Origin of the sequence: Trichlorobacter ammonificans (assembly GCF_933509905.1) — a bacterium.
In the GTDB taxonomy this organism is placed as follows: Bacteria; Desulfobacterota; Desulfuromonadia; order Geobacterales; family Pseudopelobacteraceae; genus Trichlorobacter; species Trichlorobacter ammonificans.
The window spans coordinates 864,826-888,583 of sequence record NZ_OW150024.1 but is presented as its reverse complement, the minus strand read 5'-3'; the positions used below and the strand labels follow the sequence as shown (position 1 = coordinate 888,583).

The window sequence follows — 23,758 nt, the reverse complement described above, 5'->3', positions numbered from 1 at the left end:
AAGGGCCGCGTTCCGTTACCGGAACGCGGCCCTTTCATCTGTTGACGGGTACAACACCCGGTCGGAACCGATCAGCTGATCCGGATGAAAACGCTGCCGGCAGCGCCGCAGACCTCACACGTTGCCGGTGCGGCCTTTTCCACGGTATGGCCACAGACCGGACAGACATAATAATCGAACTGCTCACCTGCCTGCCCCAGAGTGTCGAACGCCTTTTGGTACAGTTCGGCATGGGTCTTTTCCACCGCGTTGGCAAAGGTAAACGAACGCAACGCCTCGGCTGCCCCTTCTTTCCGGGCCGCTTCGATCATCGGCGGATACATTTCCTTGAACTCGTGGGTTTCCCCGCCAATGGCCTCCATCAGGTTGTCTTTGGTGCTCCTGATGCCGCCCAGTACTTTCAGATGGGCATGGGCATGCACGGTTTCCGCCTCTGCAGCGGCACGGAACAGACGGGCAACCTGGGGAAAGCCCTCTTTGTCGGCCTGCTTGGCAAAGGCAAGGTATTTGCGGTTCGCCTGGCTTTCGCCGGCAAAGGCTTCTGCGAGATTCTTCTCTGTGGACATTCAACAACCTCCGTGGGGTGAAATATGACGCCGGTCCGCAGAACCATGCGTCAGTCGTACTCTATGCTCATATTCGGAAAGCACTTGGGAAGATACTACTCCCTGATGGCTTTCACCAGTAATTCGTAATCCTCCAGCAGCGACTGCAGGTCCTCCTCGTGTTCCACTTCCTGCTCCAGAATGGTCAGCACCATGTTGTAGGTCACCGGATCCTTGTCCCTGGTGATGTCCATCAGCCGCTTGTAGACGCTGATGGCGCACTGCTCCCCCTTGATGTTCTGCTCCAGCAGTACCTTGACATGGGGGTCGTCCGGAGCATCGTACCCGCAGTTGGTGTACCGGTACCAATCCTCAGGCTTGGTTATCGGCGTTCCCCCCAGTTGAATGATCCGCATGGCCACCATGTCGGCGTGGGCCAGCTCCTCGGTGGCATGCACAAGGAGCTCCGCTCCCACGGCGTCCTTCATCGGTCCCTTGACCAGCTTGGCCCCCAGCCAGTACTGGTAGTAGGCAAGCCATTCGTCGCAGTAGGCCCGCTGCAACAGGCCCAGCAGTTCATTCAGATCCATGCCGATGATTTCGCGTCCTTTTGATCCCATGGCTCTTCCTCCTTGTCGTGAGATGCATTGCACACATTTGCAGCAGCCGGGTCAGGCACCATCGAACCGGTCGAGGTTCATCACCTTGTTCCAGGCTGCAATGAAGTCCTGCAAAAATTTCTCCTGGGAGTCGGCGCAGCCGTAGACTTCTGCGATGGCCCGGAGCTGGGAGTTGGAACCGAGCACGAGATCGACTCGGGTGGCGGTCCATTTCAGTTCGCCGCTGCTACGGTCGCGCCCCTCAAAGATATCCGGGTCCTGGGTGGTCGGCGTCCAGACCGTGCCCATGTCCAGCAGGTTCGTGAAGAAATCGTTGGTGAGGGTTTCGGGACGTCTGGTGAAGACACCGTGCGTTGACTGGCCGTAATTGGCGTTCAGAGCCCGCATGCCACCGATCAGCACAACCATTTCGGGAGCGGTCAGGGTCAGCAGGTGCGCCCGGTCTATCAGCAGCTCCTCCGCCGACACGGCGTACCTGGCCTTCTGATAATTGCGGAACCCGTCGGCCTTGGGCTCAAGCACGGCAAAGGAAGCCGTATCGGTCTGCTCCTGCGAGGCATCGGTACGTCCCGGTGTAAAGGGAACCGTCACCGTAACGCCGGCATTCGCGGCAGCCTGCTCGATCGCCGCGCAGCCGCCCAGCACAATCAGATCGGCCAGCGAGATCTTCTTGCTGCCCGACTGGGCGCCATTGAACTGCTTCCTGATTCCTTCAAGGGCTGCAAGCACCGAGGCCAGGTGCGCCGGCTGGTTGACCTCCCAATCCTTTTGCGGAGCCAGGCGGATACGGGCGCCGTTGGCGCCGCCCCGCTTGTCGGAACCGCGGAAGGTGGAGGCCGAAGCCCAGGCGGTGGCAACCAGTTGGGGGATCGACAGCCCCGACGCCCGGATCGCAGCTTTCAGATCAGCGATATCCCTCTCGTTGACCAGTTCATGGTCGATGGCCGGCAGCGGGTCCTGCCAGATCAGCTCCTCCGCCGGAACCTCGGGGCCGAGATAGCGCGAACGGGGTCCCATATCGCGGTGAGTCAGCTTGAACCAAGCCCGGGCAAAGGCATCGGCGAACTGGTCGGGATTCGCCAGATAACGCCGGGCAATTTTTTCGTACACCGGGTCAAACTTGAGAGAAAGGTCCGCCGTGGTCATCATCGGCCGGCGCTTCTTGCCCGGATCGTGGGCATCGACCACCATGTCCTCGTCTTCCACGTCCTTGGCAAGCCACTGGTGAGCACCGGCCGGGCTCTTGACCAGTTCCCATTCATACTTGAACAGCACCTTCAGATAGCCCATGTCCCATCTGGTCGGATTCGGTTTCCAGGCCCCCTCCAGACCGCTGGTGATGGTATCACCCCCCCTGCCGCTTTTGTAGTTGCTTTGCCAGCCCAGCCCCTGGGCTTCGACAGGTGCAGCTTCCGGCTCCGGCCCCACATGGGTGGCCGGACCGGCACCGTGACACTTGCCGAACGTATGACCACCGGCAATCAGGGCAACGGTCTCTTCATCGTTCATGGCCATGCGGGCAAAAGTTTCGCGCACGTCACGCCCCGAGGCAACCGGATCCGGGTTGCCGTTCGGCCCCTCCGGGTTGACGTAGATCAGGCCCATCTGCACGGCGGCCAGCGGATTTTCGAGGTTACGGTTACCGCTGTAGCGATTGTCGCCGAGCCAGGTATCCTCCGCCCCCCAATAAATATCCTCTTCCGGCTCCCAGACATCTTCGCGCCCACCAGCAAAGCCGAAGGTTTTGAACCCCATCGACTCCAAGGCGCAGTTGCCGGCCAGAATCATCAGGTCGGCCCAAGATATCTTCCGGCCGTACTTCTGCTTGATCGGCCAAAGCAACCGGCGCGCCTTGTCCAGGTTGGCGTTGTCCGGCCAACTGTTCAGCGGCGCCAGACGTTGGGAACCGGAGCCGGCCCCGCCACGACCGTCGCCCACGCGGTAGGTGCCGGCGCTGTGCCAGGCCATCCGGATCATCAATCCGCCGTAGTGACCCCAGTCAGCGGGCCACCAGCCCTGGGAATCGGTCATCAGGGCATGGAGATCCTTTTTGATGGCGGCAAGATCAAGCGTCGCGAACTCCTCGCGGTAGTTGAAATCCTCCCCCATCGGATTGGACTTCGCAGAATGCTGATGCAAGATATGCAGACTCAACTGATTCGGCCACCAGTCCCGGTTTGAAGTGCCGCCGCCTGCCACCTGCCTCCTGGTTGTTCCCGTGACGGGGCATCTGCTGTCAGTACCCATACGCTGGCTCCTTTCGCTTTTCTGAAACCTCTTCACTCAAACACCCCAGCCCCTGTTGCAGTAAAGCGTAACAGCAAACCCTGGGCTGTCAAGAACCGCAAAACCAGCTAACTAGCATAATTTATTTAACAAAAACTGATATTCACTATTAACAAGCAGCACAAAACCCTGCGCCTGACCTTGTTACGATTAATTACTATTACGTAATTTGTCAAGCTCGATTTTACCCTTCCCATCACAATTCTTGACAAACGGGGTCTTTTAGAGGATCATCAGCAAAAATAAGCTCTTGGGAGGTCGCCATGCCAACCACATCACGTAAACGGCTAGCCCACCAGATGGAGCAGTTCACCCTCGCCTGCCGTGGAGCAGGCTTGAAAATAACGCACCAGCGGACCTTGATTTTTCGTGAGCTGCTGCAGCACCCCGACCACCCCTCGGCTGAAACGATTCACAAGCGGATCACGCGGGAGGTGCCCTCGATTTCGCTCGACACCGTGTACCGAACCCTGGCAACCCTGGAACAGCACGGCCTGGTCAATCGCATTCAGACCGCAGAGAGCCAGGCTCGTTTTGAAGCGGTCATCGGCCCCCACCATCACCTGATCTGCTCCTTGTGCAAGGCGGTCCTGGATATCGAATGGCCCGAATTCGACCGGATCGAGCTTCCCGAAACGGCCCGCACCTGGGGAGCCATCGAGACCAAAAATGCCGTCATGTACGGCACCTGCAACCGCTGCGCCTCCACCTAACTCCCCCACCCCGTCCCTAACTTTTCCCTTGACAGGCAGCACCACACTCGTTTATTGATAACAAAAATCATTAACCGGAATCGTCATGAACACAGCAAACCTTCACCCCAATAGCCCTGTGCGACACACTGCACGACACCAGGTAGCGTCGCGCTTCTCCGATCCGCTCGACTGCCTGACGGCTCATCTGGTGCTGGAATGCTCGGAAGCCCTTGCCGGCATCAAACCGGCAAGCCTCGTCTCCCTAGTGAACCGGCAGCGCTCCTGCGGACGAAACCTGTATCACCTCTGGCAGCAGCACAGCCATGAGCTTTCCGCGGCACTGCCCATGCTCCGTTTCCGGGTGCTGCAGTCAAGCGAACGGGCGCTGCTGCTTTTCTGCTATCACCCGGAACAGCTGGCTGCTCACCTCTCCCATCCCGGCATCAGGGCGTTGCTCGTGAAGGCAGGATATGACGGCGCAGGTGACAGCAGCGACCTGCTTGAGGAGCTGAACCGACGGATTGCGGGCCACGGCTCCTTCCCCCATGAGATCGGACTGTTCATCGGCTACCCGGCAAAAGACGTGGCCGCATTCATGGGGCTGGTGAAACTTCCCTTCACCTGCCAGGGGCCCTGGAAAATCTTCGGCAACCCTGAAAAAAGCCTCTGCCTTGCCGGTTCGTTTCGGCGGACACGCAGGATGGTAGGGACGCTTCTTGAACAGTGCGCAACACCCTGCGAGTGCATCGATCGACTCAACTGCCTCAAGAATCGATTTTCCGGCCCCACTAATGATAAAAAATTTCATTGCCACAATCAGGAGGTTCATGTATGAGTATCGCACTGATCGGCGGCATGGACCGCCTGGGTGAACAGTACCTGAAGGAAGCACGGCGCCTGGGGATGGAGCTGCGGATCTTCAGCCAGTCAGAAAAGAATCTGGGCACCAAAATCGGCAACATGGATGCCGTGGTCATCTTCACCAACAAGGTGTCCCACCAAGCCCGCAACGAGGCGCTGAACAGCGCAAAGAAACGGGGCATCCCGGTGTTCATGCACCACGCCTGCGGCGTCTGTACGCTGCGGGAATGCCTGAGCTGCCTGCATGTCGCGCTGTGCCAAAACTCGACAAATGCCACGACGGGCGACAGAGAAAGGCAGGCCTGACATGTCCGGCAAAGCCTTGGCCAGCACCGCCTTGTTCGGTGACCAAAAAATGCTCGTCATCCTACATAACGGTGAAGAGTATCGCTTACGGATTACCAGCAGCAACAAGCTGATCCTGACTAAATAAACCGCAGTATCGGACATCGCTAGCTTCGCGCCTTCCCGCGCAGAGAATTCCATACGCCAGCCACCGGTGCCACCCACCGCCATCAAGCCAGCCGGAATCGACTTTCATCCAAAAGGAGAGCTGTTCATGAACGCACTTCGCACCACCGTTGCCGCCCTGGCCCTTGCCCTGTTTACCGCCGGTTCCGCCCTGGCCGGCCCGCCCCTTGAAACCGACGACGCCGGTACCGTTGACGTCGGGAAAGTGGAAATCGAACTGAACGGTTCCACCATGTTCAACAAGGAAAAAACCAGCGGGGTCACCGAGAAAACAACCGCCAGCGACGGTTCGGTAAAAATCACCACCGGTCTCTACAAAGCTCTGGGTATCTCCCTGGAAGTCCCCTACACCTTCAGCGACCGGACCCGGGAAGACGGCCAACTGGTGGGTAAAGCCGACGGCTTCGGCGACATGACCCTGGAAGTGAAATACGCCTTCGCCGAACTGGCCGGCATCAACTTCGCCATCAAACCGACCCTGATCATGCCCACCGGCAAGTACAGCGCCGGCCTTTCGGAAGGCCGCTGGCAGCCGGGAGTAGTCCTGATCGCCACCAAAGAGTTTGAAGACGGCACATACGCCCTGCACGCCAACATCGGCTACGAGCATCACGCCTACCGTCTTGACGAAGCCCGCGAGGCTCTGCGCAGTAATATCTGGTCAGCATCCGTCGCCGGTGAGGTTGAAGTGATGAAGGGGCTGTTCGCGGTTGCCGATTTCGGACTGAAAAGCTCCGAGAACAAGGAAGGCTACGGCTCCACCGAGCTGCCGATATACGCCCTGACCGGTGCCCGCTATGAAATCAACGACTTCCTTGACGTCAACGCCGGCGTCAAGGTCGGCCTGACCAAAGCCGAAGATGACGTCACCGTACTTTACGGCGTGGTTCTCAAATTCTGATCCGCCTCGTATGTCAATTTCCGGGACACCGTCGCGTGTCCCGGAGCCACCACTACTTCATGTTCGGAGGATACGAATGATGCCGCTGGAACTGCTCTCCCCCGGAGAACGGGGTGAAATTATCGCCATCAGACATTGCGGAAACTGCGGATGCCATGATTCCGGGCATGGCCGGGGAGATGCAATGCCGCATCACCACAAGGCCACGGCAACTCGGGCTGAAGAGATGGGGTTACGAGTGGGCAAGCAGGTGGAAGTACTGAAAAACGATGGAAGTCTGTTGCTGCTGCTGGTGGATGAGGCCCGTATCGCCATTGACCGCAAAATAGCCAGAACCATCAGTGTGAAAGGAGTGGCAGCATGAATCTCAGCAACCTCAAACCCGGCCAACAGGGGCGTATCCTGAAGCTGGACACCACCATCGGCCCGATCAGACGGCGGCTGATGGATATGGGGGTCATCCCCGGAGAACTGATCAAGGTGGAGAAAGTGGCGCCCATGGGCGATCCGATCGAAGTGACGGTCAAGGGCTACAACCTCTCCTTGCGTAAAGGCGAGGCCACAGGGATCGAGATCGAGGTGACGGCATGAAGCGGGAAAACGCCTACGTCGTTGCCGTGGCCGGCAACCCCAATGCCGGCAAGTCAACCCTGATCAACGCCATTGCCGGCAGCCGCCTCCATGTGGGCAACTGGCCCGGCGTCACCGTGGAGAAGAAGGAGGCGCTGTTCGAGTTCGCCGGCCGCCCCATCCGCCTGGTGGACCTGCCCGGCTGCTATTCCCTTTCCCCGTACACCCAGGAAGAGATCATCACCCGTGACTACCTGGTGCAGCACAAGCCGGACCTGATCATCAACGTCGTGGATGCCACCAACCTGGAGCGCAATCTCTACCTCACCATCCAGCTCCTTGAACTGGGCATTCCAATGATAATGGCCCTCAATATCCACGACGAGGCCGAGGCAAAGGGATACCGGATCAACGCCGCCCAGATGGCTGAAACACTTGGCATCACCGTGGTGCCCACCTCGGCGACCCGCAAGACCGGCCTGGACGACCTGCTGAAGGCGGTGGTCGCCACCGCCGAGAGCACGGCCGCCCATCGTCCCCGGACGCTCAGCTACGGCGAAGATGTTGAAAGCGCACTCACCTGCCTGCATGACCACCTGCAACGCCAGCATGGCGCCCTGCTCGACCAGTATCCCCAGCGCTGGCTGCTGCTCAAACTGCTGGAAGGTGACAAGCTGGTGCTGGAGGGGGTCAACATCTCCCCGGCCTCCCTGCCGCCGCAGGCCTTCGAGCACTTAAACCGGGCCCACGGCAACGATATCGAGGGAGTGATGGCCGACAGCCGCTACGCCCTGTCCGCAGGCCTCTGCCGGGAGGTGCTGACCAAGCCGGAAAAACGTTCCATCGAGCTGACCGAGCGGATCGACCGGATCGTGCTCAACCGCTTTCTGGGGATACCGATCTTCATGGCGGCCATGTGGTTCCTGTTCAAGCTGACCTTCGACCTCTCCTCACCTTTCAGCGACTGGCTGGATGCCATGACCAACGGGCCGTTCAAACGCTGGACCGCCGCCATTCTCGGCGGCATCGGCGCGCCGGACTGGACCGTGTCCCTGGTCAACGACGGCGTGATCGCCGGCGTCGGCTCGGTACTGGTCTTCGTACCGGTCATCTTTGCCATGATGTTCTTCATCACCTTCCTGGAAGGCAGCGGCTACATGGCGCGGGCCGCCTTCGTGATGGACCGGGCCATGCATGCCATCGGCCTGCACGGCAAATCCTTCATCCCGATGCTGTTGGGCTTCGGCTGCAACGTGCCGGGCATCTACGCCACCCGCACCCTGGAGAACCCCAAAGACAAAATACTGACTGCCCTGCTGATTCCGCTCATGTCCTGCGGTGCACGGTTGCCGGTCTACGTGTTGTTCGTGGGGGTTTTCTTCCCGGACAACCCCGGCACCGTGATCTGGGTGCTCTACATCATGGGAATCCTGCTGGCGGTCCTGATGGGCTTCATCTTCAAGCGTACCCTCTTCAGGGGCGAGGCCCCCATGTTCATCATGGAACTGCCTCCCTACCGGATGCCCTCCTTCGCCAGCCTCTGCCTGCACACCTGGGAAAAGGGCAAGCACTTTCTGATCAAGGCCGGTACCTACATCTTCGCCGTGTCGGTGCTGGTCTGGTTCCTGCTCAACCTTCCCTGGGGCGTGGAAAGCAAGAGAGACTCCTACCTGGGCAAGGCGGGCAGCGCCGTTGCACCTATTTTCGAACCCGTGGGCTTCGGCACCTGGGAGGCAGCGTCATCCCTGATTACCGGGGTTATCGCCAAAGAGATCGTCGTGGGAACCATGGGCGAAATCTACGCACCGAAGGAAGAAGAGAAAAAGGAAGCAGCACCGCCCCTGGGAGAAGACGTGAAGGAAATCGTGGTCTCCTTCGGCGGTGCCGTGAAAGCGGCGGTCAGCGCCCTGCTCTACCTGCCGGAAGCGGAAGAGCCGGAAGAGGACCTTTCCTCCCTGAAACAGGCGCTGAAAGGACAGTTTACCCCCCTGACCTCCTTCGCCTTCATGGCCTTTGTTCTGCTCTACATGCCCTGCGTGGTGGTGGGTGCGGCCATGCGTCACGAGTTTGGCACCTGGAAGTGGATGGGGGTCGCCTTTACCTACTCGACCATCCTGGCCTGGACCGTGGCCCTGCTGATCTACCAGGGAGGCAAACTGTTGGGCCTGGGAGGCTGACATGGAGTTTTTCGAAATCCTGTTGATGGCGGCAATCGCCGGGGGAGCGGTCTGGATTCTGTACACCTCCCTCTGGAAGAAGAAGGGATGCTGCGGCGACGATAAAACGTAAGCACCGAAAAACAGCCCAAGTGGCAGACCGGATACGTCGCAGGGTGGAAAACTTCATCTTCCCCCCGTACCAACCGGTACGGCGAACTGGCCTTCAGCATTGGTGGCAGCGCCATTCCAACGGGCCGCTTTTTTGGACAACTGCTGGCCGATGCCGACAAGGCGCTTGTATGCAGCCCAATTTAACGGACCCAACCAGGTCGCTTTTCCCGACTGACAGACTGCAAAAAGCCGATTGCCATAATTTTGCTTACCATCTAATTTTTTTTGAAATCAACAATCAACAACAAAAAGGAGTCTCACACCGATGAAAGCCGTAACCGCCCTTGCAGCAGTAGCTCTGTTCACCCTCCTGAGCGGCCTGGCCCAGGCACAGGAAGTCACCTGGAGCAAGGACATCAAGGCGATCTTTGACAAGAACTGCCTTGCCTGCCATGACGCAAACATGCCGGAATACGCCCGATTCAAGAAAGAGAAAGATGTCTGGATGAAAAAGGGAATGGCGATGCGGATGGACACCTACAGCCACTTGGTCAGCTTTGTCGGTTGGCCCAACGCCGGTGCGCTGATGCGTCGCCTTGACGACGGCAGCGGTAGCAAAGACGGCAAGCCCGGCAACATGTACGCCTACCTGGGTGCAAACGAGGAAGAACGGCAGAAGAACCTGCAAATTTTCAAAAATTGGGTCGGCAACTGGAACCTCAAGCGCTGGCCCGACCTGACCAAGGAAGAGGTTAGCGGTCTCAAGGTCAAGTACTAAATCTTTTCCCTCACCCCTTTTCCCCACCACCGTCAGGGGCAGGTTCAGCAACCTGCCCCTTTCTTTGTTGTCAACCGGCCATTCTTTACAAATTTGATAAATGTCAATTGCAGTTTTTCCGGCATTCCGGTAAAAGAATGGCGCGTTTTACAAACACCGTTTGCAGTAAATTGTAACATTCACGTCGCGGCAGAGAGGAAACCTATGAGTATCAAGGCAAAACTGTTTATCATGATGGTGACCGGCTGCGTGGCAGTGGTGCTGGTCAGTGCGTTGGGACTGTTCGGAATCAAGCACAGCAACAACGACATCCAGGACATCTACGCGGAAAACATGACCAACGTCATGGAGATCAGCCGGATCATGGAACTGATGCGGGACAACCGCATTCATCTGTTGCTGGCTCTGCAGCACGATCCGAAGGATCCGGCCATCGTCAGGCTGCACGACCACCCCACCTCGTTCCATACCGATATCGTCAAGAAGAACATCGAGGAAATCACAACCCTCTGGAACAAGTATACCAGCCGTCCGATGGGAGCCGAAGAAAAGCGGCTGGTCGATGATTTTGCCGCCAAACGGACAGTATTCGTGAAAGAGGGGCTGTTGAGCGTTCTGGAAGCGGAACTGGCCGGCGACTTTGCAAAGGCGGCCCACCTGATCGTCACCAAGTGCAACCCCACGTTCAAGCCGGCCGACGAAGCGGCCAAGGCGATCTACGCCCATGAAAGCGAGGAGGCGAAACGCACCTACCAGGATGCCAGCTCGGCCTACCGCCGCACCCTGGTGATCATCGCCCTGGCCGTGCTGGCCGCCATCGCCGTTTCCGCGATCATCGGCTTCATGGTGCAGCGTTCCATCACCTCCGCCACCGATACCCTGGCCAGGGTCAGCCAAGCCGTTGCCGGCGGCGATCTTTCGCAGCGGATTCAGCTGACTACCAAGGATGAGCTGGGCTCGCTGGGCACTTCCGTCAATGCCATGACCGATGCCTTTGCCCAGATCATCCGCCGGGTCGCCGACAGCTCGGCCCAAGTGGCAACCGCTGCCCAGCAACTGACCGTCAACGCGGAGCGGACCGCCACCGGCGCCGAACAGGTAGCCTGCCAGGCCGAAACCGTGGCCACCGCCAGCGAAGAGATGTCCGCCACCAGCATGGACATCTCCCGCAACTGCCAGCTGGCCGCCGACAACTCCTACCAGGCCAGCACGGCGGTTAACGAGGGGGCCGAAGTGGTCCGCAGCACGGTGGGCTACATGAACAACATCGCCCAACGGGTCAAGGGAACCGCAGCCAGTGTCGAGGCGCTGGGCCAGCGTTCCGACCAGATCGGCGCCATCGTCGCCACCATCCAGGATATTGCCGACCAGACCAACCTGCTGGCGCTCAACGCCGCCATCGAGGCTGCCCGGGCGGGCGAGATGGGCCGGGGCTTCGCCGTGGTGGCCGACGAGGTGCGCGCCCTGGCCGAACGCACCACCCGCGCCACCCGCGAAATCGGCGAGATGATCAAGGCGATCCAGAACGAGACCCGGAGTGCCGTGCAAGCCATGGAAGAGGGGGTCCAGGAGGTGGAACGGGGAACCGAAGGAGCAGCCCGCTCCGGCCGGGCCCTGGAGGACATCTTGGCTCAGATCAACGAGGTGAACCTGCAGGTGGCCCAGATCGCCACCGCCGCCGAGGAGCAGACCGCCACCACCAGCCAGATCACCGGCAACATCCACCAGATGACCGCCGTGGTCGGCCAATCGTCCGCTGCGGCTAACGAATCGGCCACCGCCGCGGCCCGGCTCTCCCAGTTGGCCGAAGAGCTGCAAAGCCTGGTCAGCCGTTTCAGGGCCTGACCTGCGGTACGACAGACACGCAGACGGGGTGTTCCACGCAGGGAACACCCCGTTCGTTGTTCGTGCCGTCGCAGCTTCGCATCCGGACAGGTCAGCGCTGCTCGGCACTCCTCAGCCGCTTCAGCTTCTCCACCAGCGTCGTCCGGTTTACTCCCAAGAGCGCCGCGGCGCGGGCCTTGACCCCGCCCCCCAGTTCCAGGGCCCTGGCGATCAGTTGCCGTTCCAACTCCTCGATGGCGGCGGGCATATCGATACCGCCGGGGGTCAGCTCGAAGCAGATGCCGCGGGGCGCTTCCACCTGTTCCAGAATTTCCGCCGGCAGGTCCTCAAGGGAAATGTTATCGTCGTCCGCAAGGGCCACCATCCGCTCCACCACGTTCTCCAACTGGCGGACGTTACCCGGCCACTGGTAGCGCTCCAGTGCATCCAGGGCCTGCTTGCTGAGAGCAATGGCCTGCCGCCCCATCAGGCAGCGGAACTTTTCCAGAAAGTGGCTCACCAGCGGCAGGATATCCTCCCGACGCTCCCGCAGCGGCGGCAGGTGCAGCGGAATCACGTTCAGCCGGTAGTAAAGGTCTTCGCGGAAGCCTCCCAGGCGCACCTGCTCGTCAAGGTCGGCATTGGTGGCGGAGATCACCCGTACATCCAGCTTGATCCCCCGGGTGGAGCCGACCCGCTCGATCTCCTGCTCCTGCAGCACCCGCAACAACTTGGACTGCAGGTGCAGCGGCATGGTGCCGATCTCGTCAAGGAAAATCGTACCGTGGTTGGCCGCCTCGAACTTGCCGATCCGATCCCGCACCGCGCCGGTAAAGGCGCCGCGCACATGGCCGAACAGCTCGCTCTCCATCAGCGACTCGGGGATGGCGCCGCAGTTGACCGCGATGAACGGCCGGTCCTTGCGCCGGCTGTTGTGGTGCAGAGCACTGGCCACCAGCTCCTTGCCGGTGCCGGATTCGCCGGTAATCAGAACCGTGGAATCGGTCTTGACGATCCGCTGCATCCGCTCGAACACCCGGCGCATGGCCGGCGAACTGCCGATGATGCTGTCGAACAGGAAACGCTCCCGCAATTGCCGGCGCAGGTACACGTTCTCCGACAGCAGCCGTTGCGTCTCCCGGGCCTTGCCCAGTACCAGCTTCAGCTCTTCGAAATTGATCGGCTTGGTAATGTAGTCAAAGGCTCCGGCCTTCATCGCCATCACCGCAGACTCCGCCGACGCGTGGCCGGTAATCATCACCACCTGGGCCTGCGGCGCTACCTCGCGGATATCCTTCAAAATGTCGATACCATTGCAATCCGGCAGCAACAGATCAACCAGCGCCAGATCAAAGACGCCGTTGCGGATCAGGGTGCGTCCCTCGGCGCCGTTGGCGGCGGTACGCACCTCAAAGCCGGCCTTGCGTAGCAACAGCTCCATCACGCCACGCCCCGACTCGTCGTCGTCGATCACCAGAATCCGCGCCAGGGTCTGCAGCTCCATCCCCTCAGCCATCGCCGCACACCTCCCCGATTGCCCGTTCCAGCCCCGTCAGCAGAGAATCCAACTCGGCGGCGCTGATGGCGAGGGGTGGAAACACCACCACCGTATTGCCCAGGGGCCGGGAAAACACCCCATGCTTTCTCGCCGCAACACAGACCCTGATCCCCCGTTTCTCCTCCCAGGGGTACGGTTCTTTGCTGTGCTTGCCTTTCACCAGCTCAACACCGGCCGCCAGGCCGCACTGCCGCACATTCCCCACCTGCGGGTGCTGCGCCAGCCGCGCCAGCCGGAGGGCCAACTGCTCCGAGCGCTGCCGCACCGCCGCCAGCAGGCTGTTCTCCTCGAACAGCTCCAGGCTTTTCAAAGCAACGGCGCAGGCCAGGGGATTGCCGGTGAAGGTGTGGCCGTGGAAAAACGTTTTCAACTCGGCGTAATTGCCCAGAAAGGCTCCGTAGATCTTCTCCGTGGCCAGGGTGGCGGCCAGGGGCAGGTAGCCGGCGCAGAGCCCCTTGGAGATGGCCATGATATCCGGGCTCACCTCTTCATGCTCGCAGGCGAACATCCGGCCGGTACGACCGAAGCCGGTGGCCACCTCGTCGGTGATCAGCAGCAGGCCGTAGCGGTCGCACAGCTCCCGTACCCCCCGCAGGTAGCCCCGGGGATGCACGATCATCCCCCCTGCCCCCTGCAGCAGCGGCTCCAGCATCATCCCGGCAAGCTCCCCCCGGTGCTCCTGCACCAGCCGCTCCAGTTCCCCCAGGCAGGCCATGCCGCAGGCAGCCGGATCGTCCTTGCCCAGCGGGCAGCGGTAGCAGTAGGGCGCCGGGGCCTCGATGGTGCTGAACAACAGTGGGCTGAAGGTGGCATGGTAGATCGGGATACCGCCCACGCTCATGGCCCCCACCGTATCACCGTGGTAGGCATGCTGCAGCCGAAGAAAGCGGGTCCGCTGCGGCTCCCCCCGGTGACAGTGGTACTGGTAGGCCATCTTCAACCCCACCTCCACCGCCGTGGAACCGTTGTCCGAGTAAAACACCCGGGTCAAGCCCGGCGGCGTGATCTCGACCAACCGTTTGGCCAGCAGGATGGACTGCTCGCCGGCCAGTCCCAGAAGCGTTGAATGCTCGATCTTTGCCGCCTGCTCCGCCAGCGCCCGGTTCAGTTCCGGATGGCTGTGACCATGCACATTGGTCCACATGGAGGCCACACCGTCCAGATAACGGTTGCCGTCGGAATCGATCAGCCAGCTTCCTTCCCCCTTCACGATTACGATCGGATCGTCTGCCAGCCAGTCCTGCATCTGGGTAAAGGGGTGCCAGACGTACTGTTTATCCCAGGTCTGGAGCTGGGCGGTGGTGTGGGTCATGGGGTATCCTTCCCTGTCTTTTGCAGCTTATGCAACCTTGATTTCAAGCGTTGTTGCCAGTGCCGCAAGCCGCTGATCAAGGGTTAGCAGCAGGGCATTGTTGCGCCGGGCAACCACCAGATACAGGGCGTCATAAAACGGATGCTGATGCCTGACCGCCAGCGCAAAGGCTTCCTGATAACAGGCAAAAGCCGGTTCCAGGCGATCTGTCAGCGCAAGCGATCTGGACAAAGCCCGATCCGCCTGCTCCTGATCAAGCAGACCTGCCGTGCGATACTTCCAGAACACATTACACACTTCTGACACAAAAAGGTCCGGAGCCAGCACCAGAGACGCCGCCTCCAACGGTTCCATCAGCCGCTCGGCCCGAGGCTGACACAGCACAACGCCCACGGCGGCACTGGCATCCAGAACCGCAATCATCGCTCGCGATCCTCACGGACCAACGCCGCCGGATCAGGCAGAATCAGATTGCACCCATCGCCCTTGATTTCCGCCAGGAGTGCGGCCCTGCGGCGCTGGCGGCTTTCGTCGATCCGGAGTCCGCGAGCCAGCACGGCCACCGCCTGTTGCGCGATGGAGCGGTGCTCCAGGGCCGCCTCGGCACACAGGCTCTGATACACATGTTCAGGAAGCTCTCGTACTTGCAATGATGGCATAGCGCACCTCCGACACCAATCTACTGCATTTTGCATGCATTTCGCAAACACACTTATCGTTAAATGCATTCATCACGGTTTCCCTCGTCATATTCTATCCAGCGGCGAAACAACCCCTCTGCCGCCCTTATTTAGCACATGGGTATAAATCATCGTAGTCTGCACATCCTTATGTCCCAGCAGCTCCTGCACGGTACGGATATCATAGCCGGATTGCAACAGATGCGTGGCAAAGGAATGACGCAGGGTATGGGGCGTTGCCTTCTTGCTCAGCCCGGCATCGGCAGCAGCCTGCCGGATCGCCCGCTGCAATCCCTTTTCATCCAAGTGATGCCGCCGTGTCACACCGGAACGGGGATCAACCGACAACCGCGCCGAGGGAAAGACATACTGCCAGATCCACTCACGCCCCGCATTGGGATACTTGCGGGCCAGCCCTTCCGGCAGCCAGACCTCGCCATACCCCGCCGCCAGATCGTGTTCATGTACCTGTTTAACCCGCAGTAGATGGTCTTTCAACGGCAGAATCAGCAACTGCGGCAACATAGTCACCCGATCCTTGCCCCCCTTACCGTCGCGGACCAGAATCTGGTTTGCGCTGAAATCAACATCCTGAACCCGAAGTCGCAGCCCCTCCAGCAGGCGTAGCCCTGTCCCATACAACAAGCGCCCAAGCAGCAACCAGGCATCAGGCAGTTGTGACAACAGCACCTGCACTTCACGCTCGGTCAACACCACCGGCATCTTCCGGGGCTTTTTGGCCTGCTCCACCTCACCAAGCCAGGGCAACGTCATATCCAGCACTTCCTTGTACAGAAACAGCAGCGCTGCCTTGGCCTGATTCTGGGTTGAAGCCGACACCTGCCGGTCACGGGCAAGCCAAGTGAGAAACGCTTCAATCTCCTGTTTTCCCATCTCTTGCGGATGCCGTTTGTTATGGTACAGTATGAAACGTTTCGCCCAGTCGACGTAGACATCCTCTGTTCTACGGCTGTAATGCTTCAGGCGGATACGATCACGAATCTGATCCAGAAGCTTTGGTTTGGCAGGCTGGTTTTCCATGACGTTTTTCCGTATACCTTAGGTCGTTTTCGTTTTTTAATTAGTCAAACAATAACATGTTGTTACAAATTTGCATCAGATGTTTTTATATAATTTGACGTTTTTAACAAAAATTTAGGGTGTCTAATACACGTTAGAAGCCACATCTGGACAATGACATGGCCCGTGCACTTACAAATCAAATGCAGAAAGCATTACAAGAGATTGCTCATGGCAAGGAAATCTCAATCACTTCACGCACTCTTACAGGCCTTGTAAATCGCGGACTTGCAGACGTCTCCGGCAAACTTACTAATGAAGGCTGGAAACAAGCAGTTGTCGCACTGCCTCTGGAGGAACAATGTCAGTACTTAGGTATCACCTACCAGAAACTACCTGGCCTGGAATTTAAGGGAAATCCTGAATTAGCTGCATGGCGTTATTTTTCTTCTCAAGGGTATGTTGGCGGCTACTGCGAAGGTGGCCCAATTCTTTTACTCATCAGGGCTGCGGCATTGGAAGTCCTAACAAATATTAACACATTCAAATCAAGAGAAGATGCCTGCACACGCGCGACAGAAGCGCAATTTACTATTCACAGACAAAGCTCTCACCTGATTCTAAATGCAATTAGTACCAGCAAAACATCTCAAATAGTACGCCACTTCAACGAAATTTATAGTTCACCGTTGATTGAAGAGTGGTATCCAGGGCTCACTTGTAATTCTATCTCTCAGTTATTTGAATCATTGGGGGCAGAAAGGCTAATGCAAATCGCTACTGCTTTCATGGAGGCGCCATATACCTATCGTGCTGGCTGGCCTGACCTCACTATGACCAACGGTGTTGAAATGTTATGGGCAGAAATCAAAACAATAGACCGCTTACATTTGAGCCAAATTACAACAATTAGTCGCATGAAGCCTTTACTTCCAGGCAGTGTACGAGTTGTGCAACTCACTTCATAAAATTGCGGTTTCTAACGGCTCAATCAACTCGGACTGGCTTACTGTGCGCTGAATTCCACCAGTTTCTCAGTCGTCTGTTTTGGTCGGTTAGTCAAGCAGCACCACTCCGGCATCGCCAGCCGGTTATCTCGTACACGTTAGGCCTCAAAAAGGAGAGTCGCCGTGGAACCTATTTACAACCGAAAAGGCAAAGTCGTAGCGTGGCACAAAGACAATAATATCTATCACCTTGATGGCAAGCACGCTGCAATTACAAAAGGAGACAATGTTTACGGGCATCGTGGGCAGCATCTGGGTGTATACAAAAAAGGATTATTCCGCGACCACAAAGGCGGTGTTGTTGCTTTCACGAAAGGCGCAACAGGCGGCCCCATACTGCCAATTCCATCTATACCACCAATTCCACCAATCCCAGCAATAGCGCCGATTCCTGCAATTTCATCCATACCACCAATTTCAGCAATTCCGTCTTTAGGTTGGGCCAAAATTGACTGGCAGAAGTTCATACTTGCCTAACGGCTCAATCAACTCGGACTGGCTTACTGTGCGCTCAATTTCACCAGTTCCTCAGTCGTCAGTTAGTCGGTTAGTCAGGCAGCACCGCTCCGGCATCGCCAGCCGGTTATCTCGTGAACGTTAGATTTTTTACGGGGGTATAAATGGAGAAATCTTGGAAGGAAGCCATCATTAGGGTTTTATCTGAATCCTCAATACCGCTTCACTATACCGAAATTTCAGAACAGATTCTAACGCGTGGCTATTACGAAACTGACGGGGCAACTCCTGCTGCAACTGTTAATGCTCAACTCGCGTCGTCAATAAAACATGACGGTGAAAAATCACCATTTATCCGCGTTGCTAAAGGCACCTTTACCCTCAAAAAATCCCCGGCCACCATAACAGCCACAAAATCAACATCAAACAAGCCCAAGAAACTGGAAACACTTGCAGAAACTGACATTGAGTCATCTGAGTCTATTATCCATTCATTCGGAATGTACTGGCAACGCGATCTCGTTGTATGGCGTAATGACCCCAAAATTTACGGAAAACAACAGGCTCTCTCCAAACCAGTAGACTTCGGCAAACAGAAAGGCATTTACATCCTTTATGACCACCATACGGTTGTTTATGTTGGTCGCTCTATCGACCGCCCATTAGGTAAGCGCTTGTTTGAACACACGATAGACCGCCTCGGCAGCCGTTGGAACAGATTTTCATGGTTTGGCCTTCTTGACGTTACCCAAGAAGGAAATCTTCGTGAAACCACATTAAACACATCGTTGGCCTCACTCGTTGCAACACTCGAGGCACTTCTTATAGAAGCTCTTGAACCACCACAAAACCGAAAGCGCGGAGACGACTTCTCAGCTATTGAATACATTCAGGACATTGACCCAGAGTTAAAAGAACGTGAAATTCAAAACACACTACGTTCAATCGAACAAAAGATGCGTGGTGGTTCATAAAAATCTAACGGCTCAATCAACCCGGACTGGCTTACTGTCCGCACAATTTCACCAATGTCGCAGTAGTCAGTTGGTCGGCAGTTCAGGCGGCATCGTTCCGGCGTCGCCAGCCGGTTATCTCGTACACGTTAGGGTCTTACAATTATGGACGCAGTCAAAGTAGACATAACCGCCAAGAAAAGCGAATACGAATGGATATGTTCTTGGGATACTTTTTGGCTAAATGCAACACCACGCATTTTTGACTGGCTTCGGTGGGCTATTACTCTTGCAGCGATTCAGTTTGTAGCAACCAAGACACACTCTGTCGTTGCATACACATTATTGGCAATAAGTTTCATGGCAATGTTTAACTATTACATTGCATTTTTCTGGCAAATAAAGTTTATCGGTTTTTCTTGGCCCAAAACCTCGAATGGCCAGAGAATCCTATCTGGGGCCATTTCGTGCGTCATTGGCTACGCAACTTACTCAATTATCAAATTAATGGTAAGTGCAGTTGTTTCATCACAACCCTAACTGCTCAATCAACCCGGACTGGCTTACTGTCCGCGCAATTTCGCTTATACCGCAATCGTCAGTTGGCAGGTTAGCAAGCAGCACCGCTCCGGCGTCGCCAGCCGGTTATCTCGTAAACGTTAGGGAGTCAGGAGGGAATATGGGCGTCGAAGGCAAAATAATTGGCGTTGATCTCGATGGAGTTTGTTCAGATTTTTACAAACGTATGCGCGAAATTGCCGCAGAATGGCTTGAGTGTAAAATAGAAGACCTGACCCCTGAGGTTTCATATGGTTTAGGAGAATGGGGTATAACCACAGAAGATCAATACAGCAGTTTACACAGGTTTGCAGTAACTCAAAGAGATCTATTTAAAACCTCTGACATGATTCCTGGTGCCAGGAAATATCTCAGAATGCTTTCTGACGAAGGTGCAAGAATTCGTATTATCACACACAGATTATTCATTCATTATTTTCATCATACAGCAGTAAGCCAGACAATAGAGTGGCTTGACTCAAATGGTATTCCATATTGGGACTTATGTTTTATGAAACAAAAGGAGCAAGTTGGAGCAGATATATATATTGAGGACAGCCCAACAAATGTTGAAAGCCTCAGAAATAAAGGGTGTTTAACAATCTGTTTTGGCAACAGCACAAATGTGCAGGTGGCCAAGCCAAGAGTTAAATCTTGGAGCGAGGCTTACAAGCTCATCCATTCACAGTTTGACTAGCCATTTCTTAGCCGCCAGCTCCCTAACGGCTCAATCAACCCGGACTGGCTTACTGTGCGCTGAATTTCACCAATGTCTCAGTCGTTAGTTGATCAGCAGTTCAGACAGCACCGCTCCGGCATCGTCAGCCGGTTATCTCGTACACGTTAGGTGGTCCCAAACACATGGCATTCTCAGAATTTGAGCTGAAGAAAATAGAAAAAGCATTGGCCGCTTTCCTTGCCAAAAGACGCCCAGCCCCACATATTCGGCCAGAACTAGACTTCGGCTACAAAATTTCCGGCCAGAGTGTTGAGCTACTTGAAATACGGCCGCAATGGGACAACCCTTCCATCATTCGCGAACATCCATTTGCAAAGGCAACGTATGTCAAAACGCAAAAGGCTTGGAAGATCTTCTGGAAGCGTGCAGACCTTAAGTGGCATGGCTATCAACCAGACATAATGGTTCCATCCATCGAAAAATTTCTGCACGTTGTTGACGCAGACGAGTATGGCTGTTTCTTTGGGTAGCCTTTATGCCTGCGCTACCACCTAACGGCTCAATCAAGTGGGACTGGCTAGCTGGGTGCTGAATTTTGGCAGGGTACATATCGCACTTTCGGTGTTTCTGGAGCTTCGTCTACGCCAGCCCCTTATCTCGTGAACGTTAGATTTCATCTTACAGCACCACCCGCCTACGCTTGAGCCACCGTCTTGACAAGGCCCAGCGGGGTAATCTTGGTGACATTAAGCCGGTTGGTGACGGCGTATTTGAAATGCGGGAACATTTCGGTCCTGGCTGGCGCATGTATTACATACAACGAAACAACGTACTTATCATAATGCTGGGCGGCGGCAACAAGAGCACACAGGCCAGTGATATTGCCAAGGCCATTGAACTTGCCAGCAGCTTGGAGGATTAAACGAATGAAAAATAAGACCAAAATTTCAGACCTGCCTGAGTTTGACATGGCAAAACAGTTAAAAAGCGAAGAAGACATTGCCGCCTATGTAACTATGGTTATTGAAGAAGGTGACTCTTCCGAGCTTGCACATGCACTCGGCGTAGCAGCCCGCGCACGCGGCATGAGCGAAATTGCACAGGCAGCAGGTCTTACCAGAAAAGCCTTGTACAAAGCCCTCCGCCCTAACGCTCACCCACGTTTCGACACCATTAACCGTGTATGTGCAGCCCTTGGCGTGCGCTTGGTGGCACAACCCACACACATGTAAATCGCGCTTCTAACTGCTCAATCAACCCGGACTGGCTTACTGCGCGCTGAATTTCACCAATGTCGCAGTCGTCAGTTCGTCGGCAGTTCAGGCAACACCGCTCCGGCTCCGCCAGCCGGTTATCTCGTACACGTTAGGGACCACGGCCATGATATCAATATCTGATTGCATCACTGCAAACTCTTTGGTAACCTTAACCCATGAATAAATCTCACCGCACCACGTTGCTTGCTATTTTTTCACTTCCTGTTCCAGCAACTTTGGAGTGGAGAAAAATCGAGTCGCTATTCGTCACACTCGGTGCACAAACAATTGAAGGCAACGGCTCAAGGGTCAGGTTTGAGCTAAACGGCATTATTGCTACCTTTCATCGGCCACACCCGGCAAAAGAGGCCAAACCATATCAAGTTAAAGACGCCAAAACGTTCCTGGAGAGCGCGGGAGTAAAACCATGAGCACCATGACATTCAAGGGGTATGCTGCAAGAATCGAATATAGTGACGACGATGCATGCTTTATCGGACATATTGCCGGCATCAAAGATGTTATCGGTTTCCATGCCGAAACCGTTAAAGAGTTGAGAGCGGCTTTTGAAGAGGCAGTTGACGACTATCTTGCCACCTGTGAGAAGCTGGGACGGGCTCCGCAAAAGCCTTATTCAGGTAAGCTCATGCTACGTGTACCTCCAGAGGTTCACGCCAGGGCCGCAATGATGGCACAGGCTCATGGCGTAAGCATAAACCAGTGGGCATCCGATGTTCTGGCACATGCCTCCTAATCAACCACCTCAGCTATCCAGTCCCGAACGGCTCAATCAACTTGGACTGGCTTACTGCGCGTTGAATTTGACCAGTTCCCCAGTCTTCAGTTGGCAGGTTAGTCAAGCAGCACCACTCCGGTATCGCCAGCCGGTTATCTCGTGAACGTTAGGCTGACGATAATGAGGCGATTGATGCAGGTTCCCACCGCAGTCGTGATCGCCATCGCGATCACTTCCACGATTATGGTTGGTTATGCGCACTCGAACGAGCGTGCCGGTGCTTTGGGGCAAGAACAGGGCATCGATACCGCACCGGATCTGAGTGGCTACTTCGCTGGACTCAACGGTACCTTCGTCTTGCTCGACGCCGCCAGTGAGCGTTACGTCCGCTACCACGCGGACCGCGCAAACGAACGGTTCGCCCCCTGCTCGACGTTCAAAATTCCGAATACGGCGATCCTGATCGAGAGTGAAACCGCTCGTGATCCCGCACACACGCTCGCATATGATTCGTCATTCAACCAGCCAGCCCACTGGGCACGTAACTTTGACCTCCAGTCGGCCTTCAAGGCATCGGCAATGTGGTACTACCGGCAGATGGCATTGATGCTCGGCCTTGAATCGTCACAGCGGTTCCTGGAACAGTTTGGATACGGGAATGCCGATGCGAGCGGGGGACTTCAGGGTCCATTCTGGGTTGATGGAAGCCTGCGTATCTCGCCGAACGAGCAGGTCGAGTTCCTTCGGGCGTTCTACGAAGAACGGCTCGGGCTGTCGGAACGGACCACCCGGCTGACCAAAGAGATCATGCTGGCCGAGGAAACGCAGCGGTGGCGTTTAAGCGCAAAAACAGGAGCTTGCCAGCCCAATGGAGAAGAAACGTCGAATTGGTACGTAGGCTACGTCGAAAAGAACAAAAACGTCTACTATTTCGCCATACAACTCGGTGCCCCGGAGTACGGCCGCGCCTACGATGAGCGGATTCCCATCACCCGGAGGATCCTGAAGGATCTCGGTATTCTTGATTGAGGGCCTAACAATTCATTCAAGCCGACGCCACTTCGTGGCACGGCTTAATTCAGGCGTTGTACATAAGGAGGCTCCTGTGTCTGGAGCAAATTCTGGTGGCGTACGTCTCGTGCTGCGGCTCGAGGGATTGTGTGTGTTCGTAGCAGCTGTGGTCGCCTATTCACAGCTCGGCTTTGGCTGGGGTGCTTTCGCACTGTTCTTTCTTGCGCCGGACCTTTCATGCTTTGGTTACCTCGCAGCCCCAAAGGTTGGTGCCGCTAGTTACAACTTGGCACACTCATACATTGGGGTTGTCGGTTGCCTTGCCGCTGGTATTATTCTTCCGGCACCGACAGTCCTTTGCGCCGGAGTCATCTGGGGCGCTCACATCGGCTTTGACCGGGCACTTGGGTATGGGCTCAAGTACTCAGAGGGCTTTGGCTTTACGCACCTGGGCCGCATAGGGCGGCTTTCTGTCTCTACGCCCAACCCGGCTGTCACCTTGGACGCTGCGCGATAAAGCCGCGCAGCGCCGGTCAGCTCTATGTTAGGCCACTCAATCAACAATGATTGAAGAAATCAGAAATGCTGTAAAAACAGCCGCTCTCCGCAAGCTACGCCGCTCATTGCTTCAGCACCAAGTTCTTAAGAACACGGCATTGCTTGAAAAAGTCGCCACCGTACCCTTTTGCCGAGATATTGGTGTACCAGAGC

30 protein-coding genes are annotated in these 23,758 nt (G+C 56.5%); 22 read left to right on the top strand and 8 right to left on the bottom strand.

Going from position 1 to position 23,758, the window contains the following annotated elements; all coding sequences use genetic code 11:
* Window positions 1-71: 71 nt before the first annotated feature.
* From RAK07_RS04090 to katG, 3 genes are all read right to left on the bottom strand, one after another.
* Complete coding sequence (locus RAK07_RS04090; RefSeq protein ID WP_305731569.1) at window positions 72-566, bottom strand: rubrerythrin family protein; 495 nt, start codon at window positions 564-566, stop codon at window positions 72-74.
* A gap of 95 nt (window positions 567-661) precedes the next feature.
* Window positions 662-1,165 carry a ferritin-like domain-containing protein gene (locus tag RAK07_RS04085; protein WP_305731568.1) on the bottom strand — a complete coding sequence of 168 codons (504 nt, stop codon included), beginning with the start codon at window positions 1,163-1,165 and terminating at the stop codon, window positions 662-664.
* A gap of 51 nt (window positions 1,166-1,216) precedes the next feature.
* Window positions 1,217-3,412, bottom strand: coding sequence for a catalase/peroxidase HPI (gene katG / locus RAK07_RS04080; protein WP_305731567.1), 2,196 nt, complete (start codon window positions 3,410-3,412; stop codon window positions 1,217-1,219).
* A 302-nt stretch (window positions 3,413-3,714) separates the two neighbouring features.
* On the opposite strand from katG, the gene RAK07_RS04075 reads away from it, so the two are divergent.
* The 11 genes from RAK07_RS04075 (at window position 3,715) to RAK07_RS04025 (ending at window position 11,842) form a co-directional block, all read left to right on the top strand.
* Window positions 3,715-4,164, top strand: coding sequence for a Fur family transcriptional regulator (locus RAK07_RS04075; protein ID WP_305731566.1), 450 nt, complete (start codon window positions 3,715-3,717; stop codon window positions 4,162-4,164).
* Between the two features lie 85 nt (window positions 4,165-4,249).
* The gene (locus RAK07_RS04070) at window positions 4,250-4,981 is read left to right on the top strand and encodes a DUF3793 family protein (RefSeq protein ID WP_305731565.1); all 732 of its coding nucleotides are present in this window, start codon (window positions 4,250-4,252) and stop codon (window positions 4,979-4,981) included.
* On the top strand, window positions 4,978-5,313 hold the full coding sequence (locus tag RAK07_RS04065) for a DUF2325 domain-containing protein (RefSeq protein WP_305731564.1): 336 nt from the start codon (window positions 4,978-4,980) through the stop codon (window positions 5,311-5,313). Before RAK07_RS04070 ends, RAK07_RS04065 begins: the two co-directional genes overlap by 4 nt.
* Entirely contained in the window at window positions 5,252-5,440 is a 189-nt protein-coding gene (hemP, locus tag RAK07_RS04060; protein WP_309550342.1) for a hemin uptake protein HemP, read from the top strand. Before RAK07_RS04065 ends, hemP begins: the two co-directional genes overlap by 62 nt.
* Window positions 5,441-5,566: 126 nt before the next feature.
* Entirely contained in the window at window positions 5,567-6,379 is an 813-nt protein-coding gene (locus RAK07_RS04055; protein WP_305731562.1) for a transporter, read from the top strand.
* 76 nt (window positions 6,380-6,455) lie between these two features.
* The gene (locus RAK07_RS04050) at window positions 6,456-6,743 is read left to right on the top strand and encodes a FeoA family protein (protein ID WP_305731561.1); all 288 of its coding nucleotides are present in this window, start codon (window positions 6,456-6,458) and stop codon (window positions 6,741-6,743) included.
* Entirely contained in the window at window positions 6,740-6,970 is a 231-nt protein-coding gene (locus RAK07_RS04045) for a FeoA family protein (RefSeq protein ID WP_305731560.1), read from the top strand. The genes RAK07_RS04050 and RAK07_RS04045 overlap by 4 nt, the downstream gene beginning before the upstream one ends.
* Window positions 6,967-9,126, top strand: coding sequence for a ferrous iron transport protein B (gene feoB / locus RAK07_RS04040; RefSeq protein ID WP_305731559.1), 2,160 nt, complete (start codon window positions 6,967-6,969; stop codon window positions 9,124-9,126). The genes RAK07_RS04045 and feoB overlap by 4 nt, the downstream gene beginning before the upstream one ends.
* A gap of 1 nt (window position 9,127) precedes the next feature.
* Entirely contained in the window at window positions 9,128-9,238 is a 111-nt protein-coding gene (locus RAK07_RS04035) for a FeoB-associated Cys-rich membrane protein (protein WP_305731558.1), read from the top strand.
* Window positions 9,239-9,544: 306 nt separating this feature from the next.
* On the top strand, window positions 9,545-9,997 hold the full coding sequence (locus RAK07_RS04030; RefSeq protein WP_305731557.1) for a cytochrome C: 453 nt from the start codon (window positions 9,545-9,547) through the stop codon (window positions 9,995-9,997).
* Window positions 9,998-10,201: 204 nt separating this feature from the next.
* Window positions 10,202-11,842: a HAMP domain-containing methyl-accepting chemotaxis protein gene (locus tag RAK07_RS04025; protein ID WP_305731556.1), complete on the top strand. Its 1,641-nt coding sequence runs from the start codon at window positions 10,202-10,204 to the stop codon at window positions 11,840-11,842.
* Between the two features lie 91 nt (window positions 11,843-11,933).
* Here the strand turns inward: RAK07_RS04025 and RAK07_RS04020 are convergent, their stop codons facing one another.
* The 5 genes from RAK07_RS04020 to RAK07_RS04000 form a co-directional block, all read right to left on the bottom strand.
* Complete coding sequence (locus RAK07_RS04020) at window positions 11,934-13,337, bottom strand: sigma-54-dependent transcriptional regulator (protein ID WP_305731555.1); 1,404 nt, start codon at window positions 13,335-13,337, stop codon at window positions 11,934-11,936.
* Complete coding sequence (gene bioA, locus RAK07_RS04015; protein WP_305731554.1) at window positions 13,330-14,691, bottom strand: adenosylmethionine--8-amino-7-oxononanoate transaminase; 1,362 nt, start codon at window positions 14,689-14,691, stop codon at window positions 13,330-13,332. Before bioA ends, RAK07_RS04020 begins: the two co-directional genes overlap by 8 nt.
* Window positions 14,692-14,718: 27 nt before the next feature.
* Complete coding sequence (locus RAK07_RS04010; RefSeq protein ID WP_305731553.1) at window positions 14,719-15,114, bottom strand: type II toxin-antitoxin system VapC family toxin; 396 nt, start codon at window positions 15,112-15,114, stop codon at window positions 14,719-14,721.
* Window positions 15,111-15,314, bottom strand: coding sequence for a hypothetical protein (locus RAK07_RS04005; RefSeq protein WP_305731552.1), 204 nt, complete (start codon window positions 15,312-15,314; stop codon window positions 15,111-15,113). The genes RAK07_RS04010 and RAK07_RS04005 overlap by 4 nt, the downstream gene beginning before the upstream one ends.
* 123 nt (window positions 15,315-15,437) lie before the next feature.
* Window positions 15,438-16,412 (bottom strand): integron integrase, encoded by a 975-nt coding sequence (locus RAK07_RS04000; RefSeq protein ID WP_305731551.1) that lies wholly within the window; start codon window positions 16,410-16,412, stop codon window positions 15,438-15,440.
* Window positions 16,413-16,570: 158 nt separating this feature from the next.
* Here RAK07_RS04000 and RAK07_RS03995 point away from each other — a divergent pair, with 158 nt between their 5' ends.
* The 11 genes from RAK07_RS03995 (at window position 16,571) to RAK07_RS14055 (ending at window position 23,564) form a co-directional block, all read left to right on the top strand.
* Window positions 16,571-17,359, top strand: a complete 789-nt coding sequence (locus RAK07_RS03995; RefSeq protein WP_305731550.1) for a hypothetical protein — start codon at window positions 16,571-16,573, stop codon at window positions 17,357-17,359.
* Between the two features lie 162 nt (window positions 17,360-17,521).
* The gene (locus RAK07_RS03990) at window positions 17,522-17,875 is read left to right on the top strand and encodes a 4-fold beta flower protein (protein WP_305731549.1); all 354 of its coding nucleotides are present in this window, start codon (window positions 17,522-17,524) and stop codon (window positions 17,873-17,875) included.
* Window positions 17,876-18,018: 143 nt separating this feature from the next.
* The gene (locus RAK07_RS03985) at window positions 18,019-18,828 is read left to right on the top strand and encodes an HTH domain-containing protein (protein WP_305731548.1); all 810 of its coding nucleotides are present in this window, start codon (window positions 18,019-18,021) and stop codon (window positions 18,826-18,828) included.
* 658 nt (window positions 18,829-19,486) lie between these two features.
* Entirely contained in the window at window positions 19,487-20,062 is a 576-nt protein-coding gene (locus RAK07_RS03980; RefSeq protein WP_305731547.1) for a 5' nucleotidase, NT5C type, read from the top strand.
* A gap of 164 nt (window positions 20,063-20,226) precedes the next feature.
* Window positions 20,227-20,574 (top strand): DUF3024 domain-containing protein, encoded by a 348-nt coding sequence (locus tag RAK07_RS03975; RefSeq protein ID WP_305731546.1) that lies wholly within the window; start codon window positions 20,227-20,229, stop codon window positions 20,572-20,574.
* Between the two features lie 140 nt (window positions 20,575-20,714).
* Complete coding sequence (locus tag RAK07_RS03970; RefSeq protein WP_305733474.1) at window positions 20,715-20,966, top strand: type II toxin-antitoxin system RelE/ParE family toxin; 252 nt, start codon at window positions 20,715-20,717, stop codon at window positions 20,964-20,966.
* 4 nt (window positions 20,967-20,970) lie between these two features.
* A complete protein-coding gene (locus tag RAK07_RS03965) occupies window positions 20,971-21,276 on the top strand; it encodes an addiction module antidote protein (RefSeq protein ID WP_305731545.1) in 306 nt (101 codons plus the stop codon).
* Window positions 21,277-21,476: 200 nt separating this feature from the next.
* Entirely contained in the window at window positions 21,477-21,731 is a 255-nt protein-coding gene (locus RAK07_RS03960; protein WP_305731544.1) for a type II toxin-antitoxin system HicA family toxin, read from the top strand.
* The gene (locus RAK07_RS03955; RefSeq protein ID WP_305731543.1) at window positions 21,728-22,054 is read left to right on the top strand and encodes a type II toxin-antitoxin system HicB family antitoxin; all 327 of its coding nucleotides are present in this window, start codon (window positions 21,728-21,730) and stop codon (window positions 22,052-22,054) included. The genes RAK07_RS03960 and RAK07_RS03955 overlap by 4 nt, the downstream gene beginning before the upstream one ends.
* 174 nt (window positions 22,055-22,228) lie before the next feature.
* Window positions 22,229-23,065, top strand: a complete 837-nt coding sequence (locus RAK07_RS03950) for a penicillin-binding transpeptidase domain-containing protein (RefSeq protein ID WP_305731542.1) — start codon at window positions 22,229-22,231, stop codon at window positions 23,063-23,065.
* A gap of 34 nt (window positions 23,066-23,099) precedes the next feature.
* Entirely contained in the window at window positions 23,100-23,564 is a 465-nt protein-coding gene (locus RAK07_RS14055; RefSeq protein ID WP_374215778.1) for a DUF4260 domain-containing protein, read from the top strand.
* Window positions 23,565-23,758 lie beyond the last annotated feature (194 nt).

What these genes read in the sequence shown, in the direction of transcription:
- RAK07_RS04065 (WP_305731564.1), top strand. Translation starts at nt 4,978, where the DNA reads ATGAGTATCGCACTGATCGGCGGCATGGACCGCCTGGGTGAACAGTAC.
- RAK07_RS03975 (WP_305731546.1), top strand. Translation starts at nt 20,227, where the DNA reads ATGGCATTCTCAGAATTTGAGCTGAAGAAAATAGAAAAAGCATTGGCC.
- RAK07_RS03980 (WP_305731547.1), top strand. Translation starts at nt 19,487, where the DNA reads ATGGGCGTCGAAGGCAAAATAATTGGCGTTGATCTCGATGGAGTTTGT.
- RAK07_RS04020 (WP_305731555.1), bottom strand. Translation starts at nt 13,337, where the DNA reads ATGGCTGAGGGGATGGAGCTGCAGACCCTGGCGCGGATTCTGGTGATC.
- RAK07_RS03960 (WP_305731544.1), top strand. Translation starts at nt 21,477, where the DNA reads ATGAATAAATCTCACCGCACCACGTTGCTTGCTATTTTTTCACTTCCT.
- RAK07_RS04045 (WP_305731560.1), top strand. Translation starts at nt 6,740, where the DNA reads ATGAATCTCAGCAACCTCAAACCCGGCCAACAGGGGCGTATCCTGAAG.
- hemP (WP_309550342.1), top strand. Translation starts at nt 5,252, where the DNA reads ATGTCGCGCTGTGCCAAAACTCGACAAATGCCACGACGGGCGACAGAG.
- RAK07_RS04075 (WP_305731566.1), top strand. Translation starts at nt 3,715, where the DNA reads ATGCCAACCACATCACGTAAACGGCTAGCCCACCAGATGGAGCAGTTC.
- feoB (WP_305731559.1), top strand. Translation starts at nt 6,967, where the DNA reads ATGAAGCGGGAAAACGCCTACGTCGTTGCCGTGGCCGGCAACCCCAAT.
- RAK07_RS04050 (WP_305731561.1), top strand. Translation starts at nt 6,456, where the DNA reads ATGATGCCGCTGGAACTGCTCTCCCCCGGAGAACGGGGTGAAATTATC.
- RAK07_RS04025 (WP_305731556.1), top strand. Translation starts at nt 10,202, where the DNA reads ATGAGTATCAAGGCAAAACTGTTTATCATGATGGTGACCGGCTGCGTG.
- RAK07_RS04070 (WP_305731565.1), top strand. Translation starts at nt 4,250, where the DNA reads ATGAACACAGCAAACCTTCACCCCAATAGCCCTGTGCGACACACTGCA.
- RAK07_RS04090 (WP_305731569.1), bottom strand. Translation starts at nt 566, where the DNA reads ATGTCCACAGAGAAGAATCTCGCAGAAGCCTTTGCCGGCGAAAGCCAG.
- bioA (WP_305731554.1), bottom strand. Translation starts at nt 14,691, where the DNA reads ATGACCCACACCACCGCCCAGCTCCAGACCTGGGATAAACAGTACGTC.
- RAK07_RS04085 (WP_305731568.1), bottom strand. Translation starts at nt 1,165, where the DNA reads ATGGGATCAAAAGGACGCGAAATCATCGGCATGGATCTGAATGAACTG.
- RAK07_RS03955 (WP_305731543.1), top strand. Translation starts at nt 21,728, where the DNA reads ATGAGCACCATGACATTCAAGGGGTATGCTGCAAGAATCGAATATAGT.
- RAK07_RS03950 (WP_305731542.1), top strand. Translation starts at nt 22,229, where the DNA reads ATGCAGGTTCCCACCGCAGTCGTGATCGCCATCGCGATCACTTCCACG.
- RAK07_RS04030 (WP_305731557.1), top strand. Translation starts at nt 9,545, where the DNA reads ATGAAAGCCGTAACCGCCCTTGCAGCAGTAGCTCTGTTCACCCTCCTG.
- RAK07_RS04035 (WP_305731558.1), top strand. Translation starts at nt 9,128, where the DNA reads ATGGAGTTTTTCGAAATCCTGTTGATGGCGGCAATCGCCGGGGGAGCG.
- RAK07_RS03965 (WP_305731545.1), top strand. Translation starts at nt 20,971, where the DNA reads ATGAAAAATAAGACCAAAATTTCAGACCTGCCTGAGTTTGACATGGCA.
- katG (WP_305731567.1), bottom strand. Translation starts at nt 3,412, where the DNA reads ATGGGTACTGACAGCAGATGCCCCGTCACGGGAACAACCAGGAGGCAG.
- RAK07_RS04000 (WP_305731551.1), bottom strand. Translation starts at nt 16,412, where the DNA reads ATGGAAAACCAGCCTGCCAAACCAAAGCTTCTGGATCAGATTCGTGAT.
- RAK07_RS03985 (WP_305731548.1), top strand. Translation starts at nt 18,019, where the DNA reads ATGGAGAAATCTTGGAAGGAAGCCATCATTAGGGTTTTATCTGAATCC.
- RAK07_RS03995 (WP_305731550.1), top strand. Translation starts at nt 16,571, where the DNA reads ATGGCCCGTGCACTTACAAATCAAATGCAGAAAGCATTACAAGAGATT.
- RAK07_RS04055 (WP_305731562.1), top strand. Translation starts at nt 5,567, where the DNA reads ATGAACGCACTTCGCACCACCGTTGCCGCCCTGGCCCTTGCCCTGTTT.
- RAK07_RS04010 (WP_305731553.1), bottom strand. Translation starts at nt 15,114, where the DNA reads ATGATTGCGGTTCTGGATGCCAGTGCCGCCGTGGGCGTTGTGCTGTGT.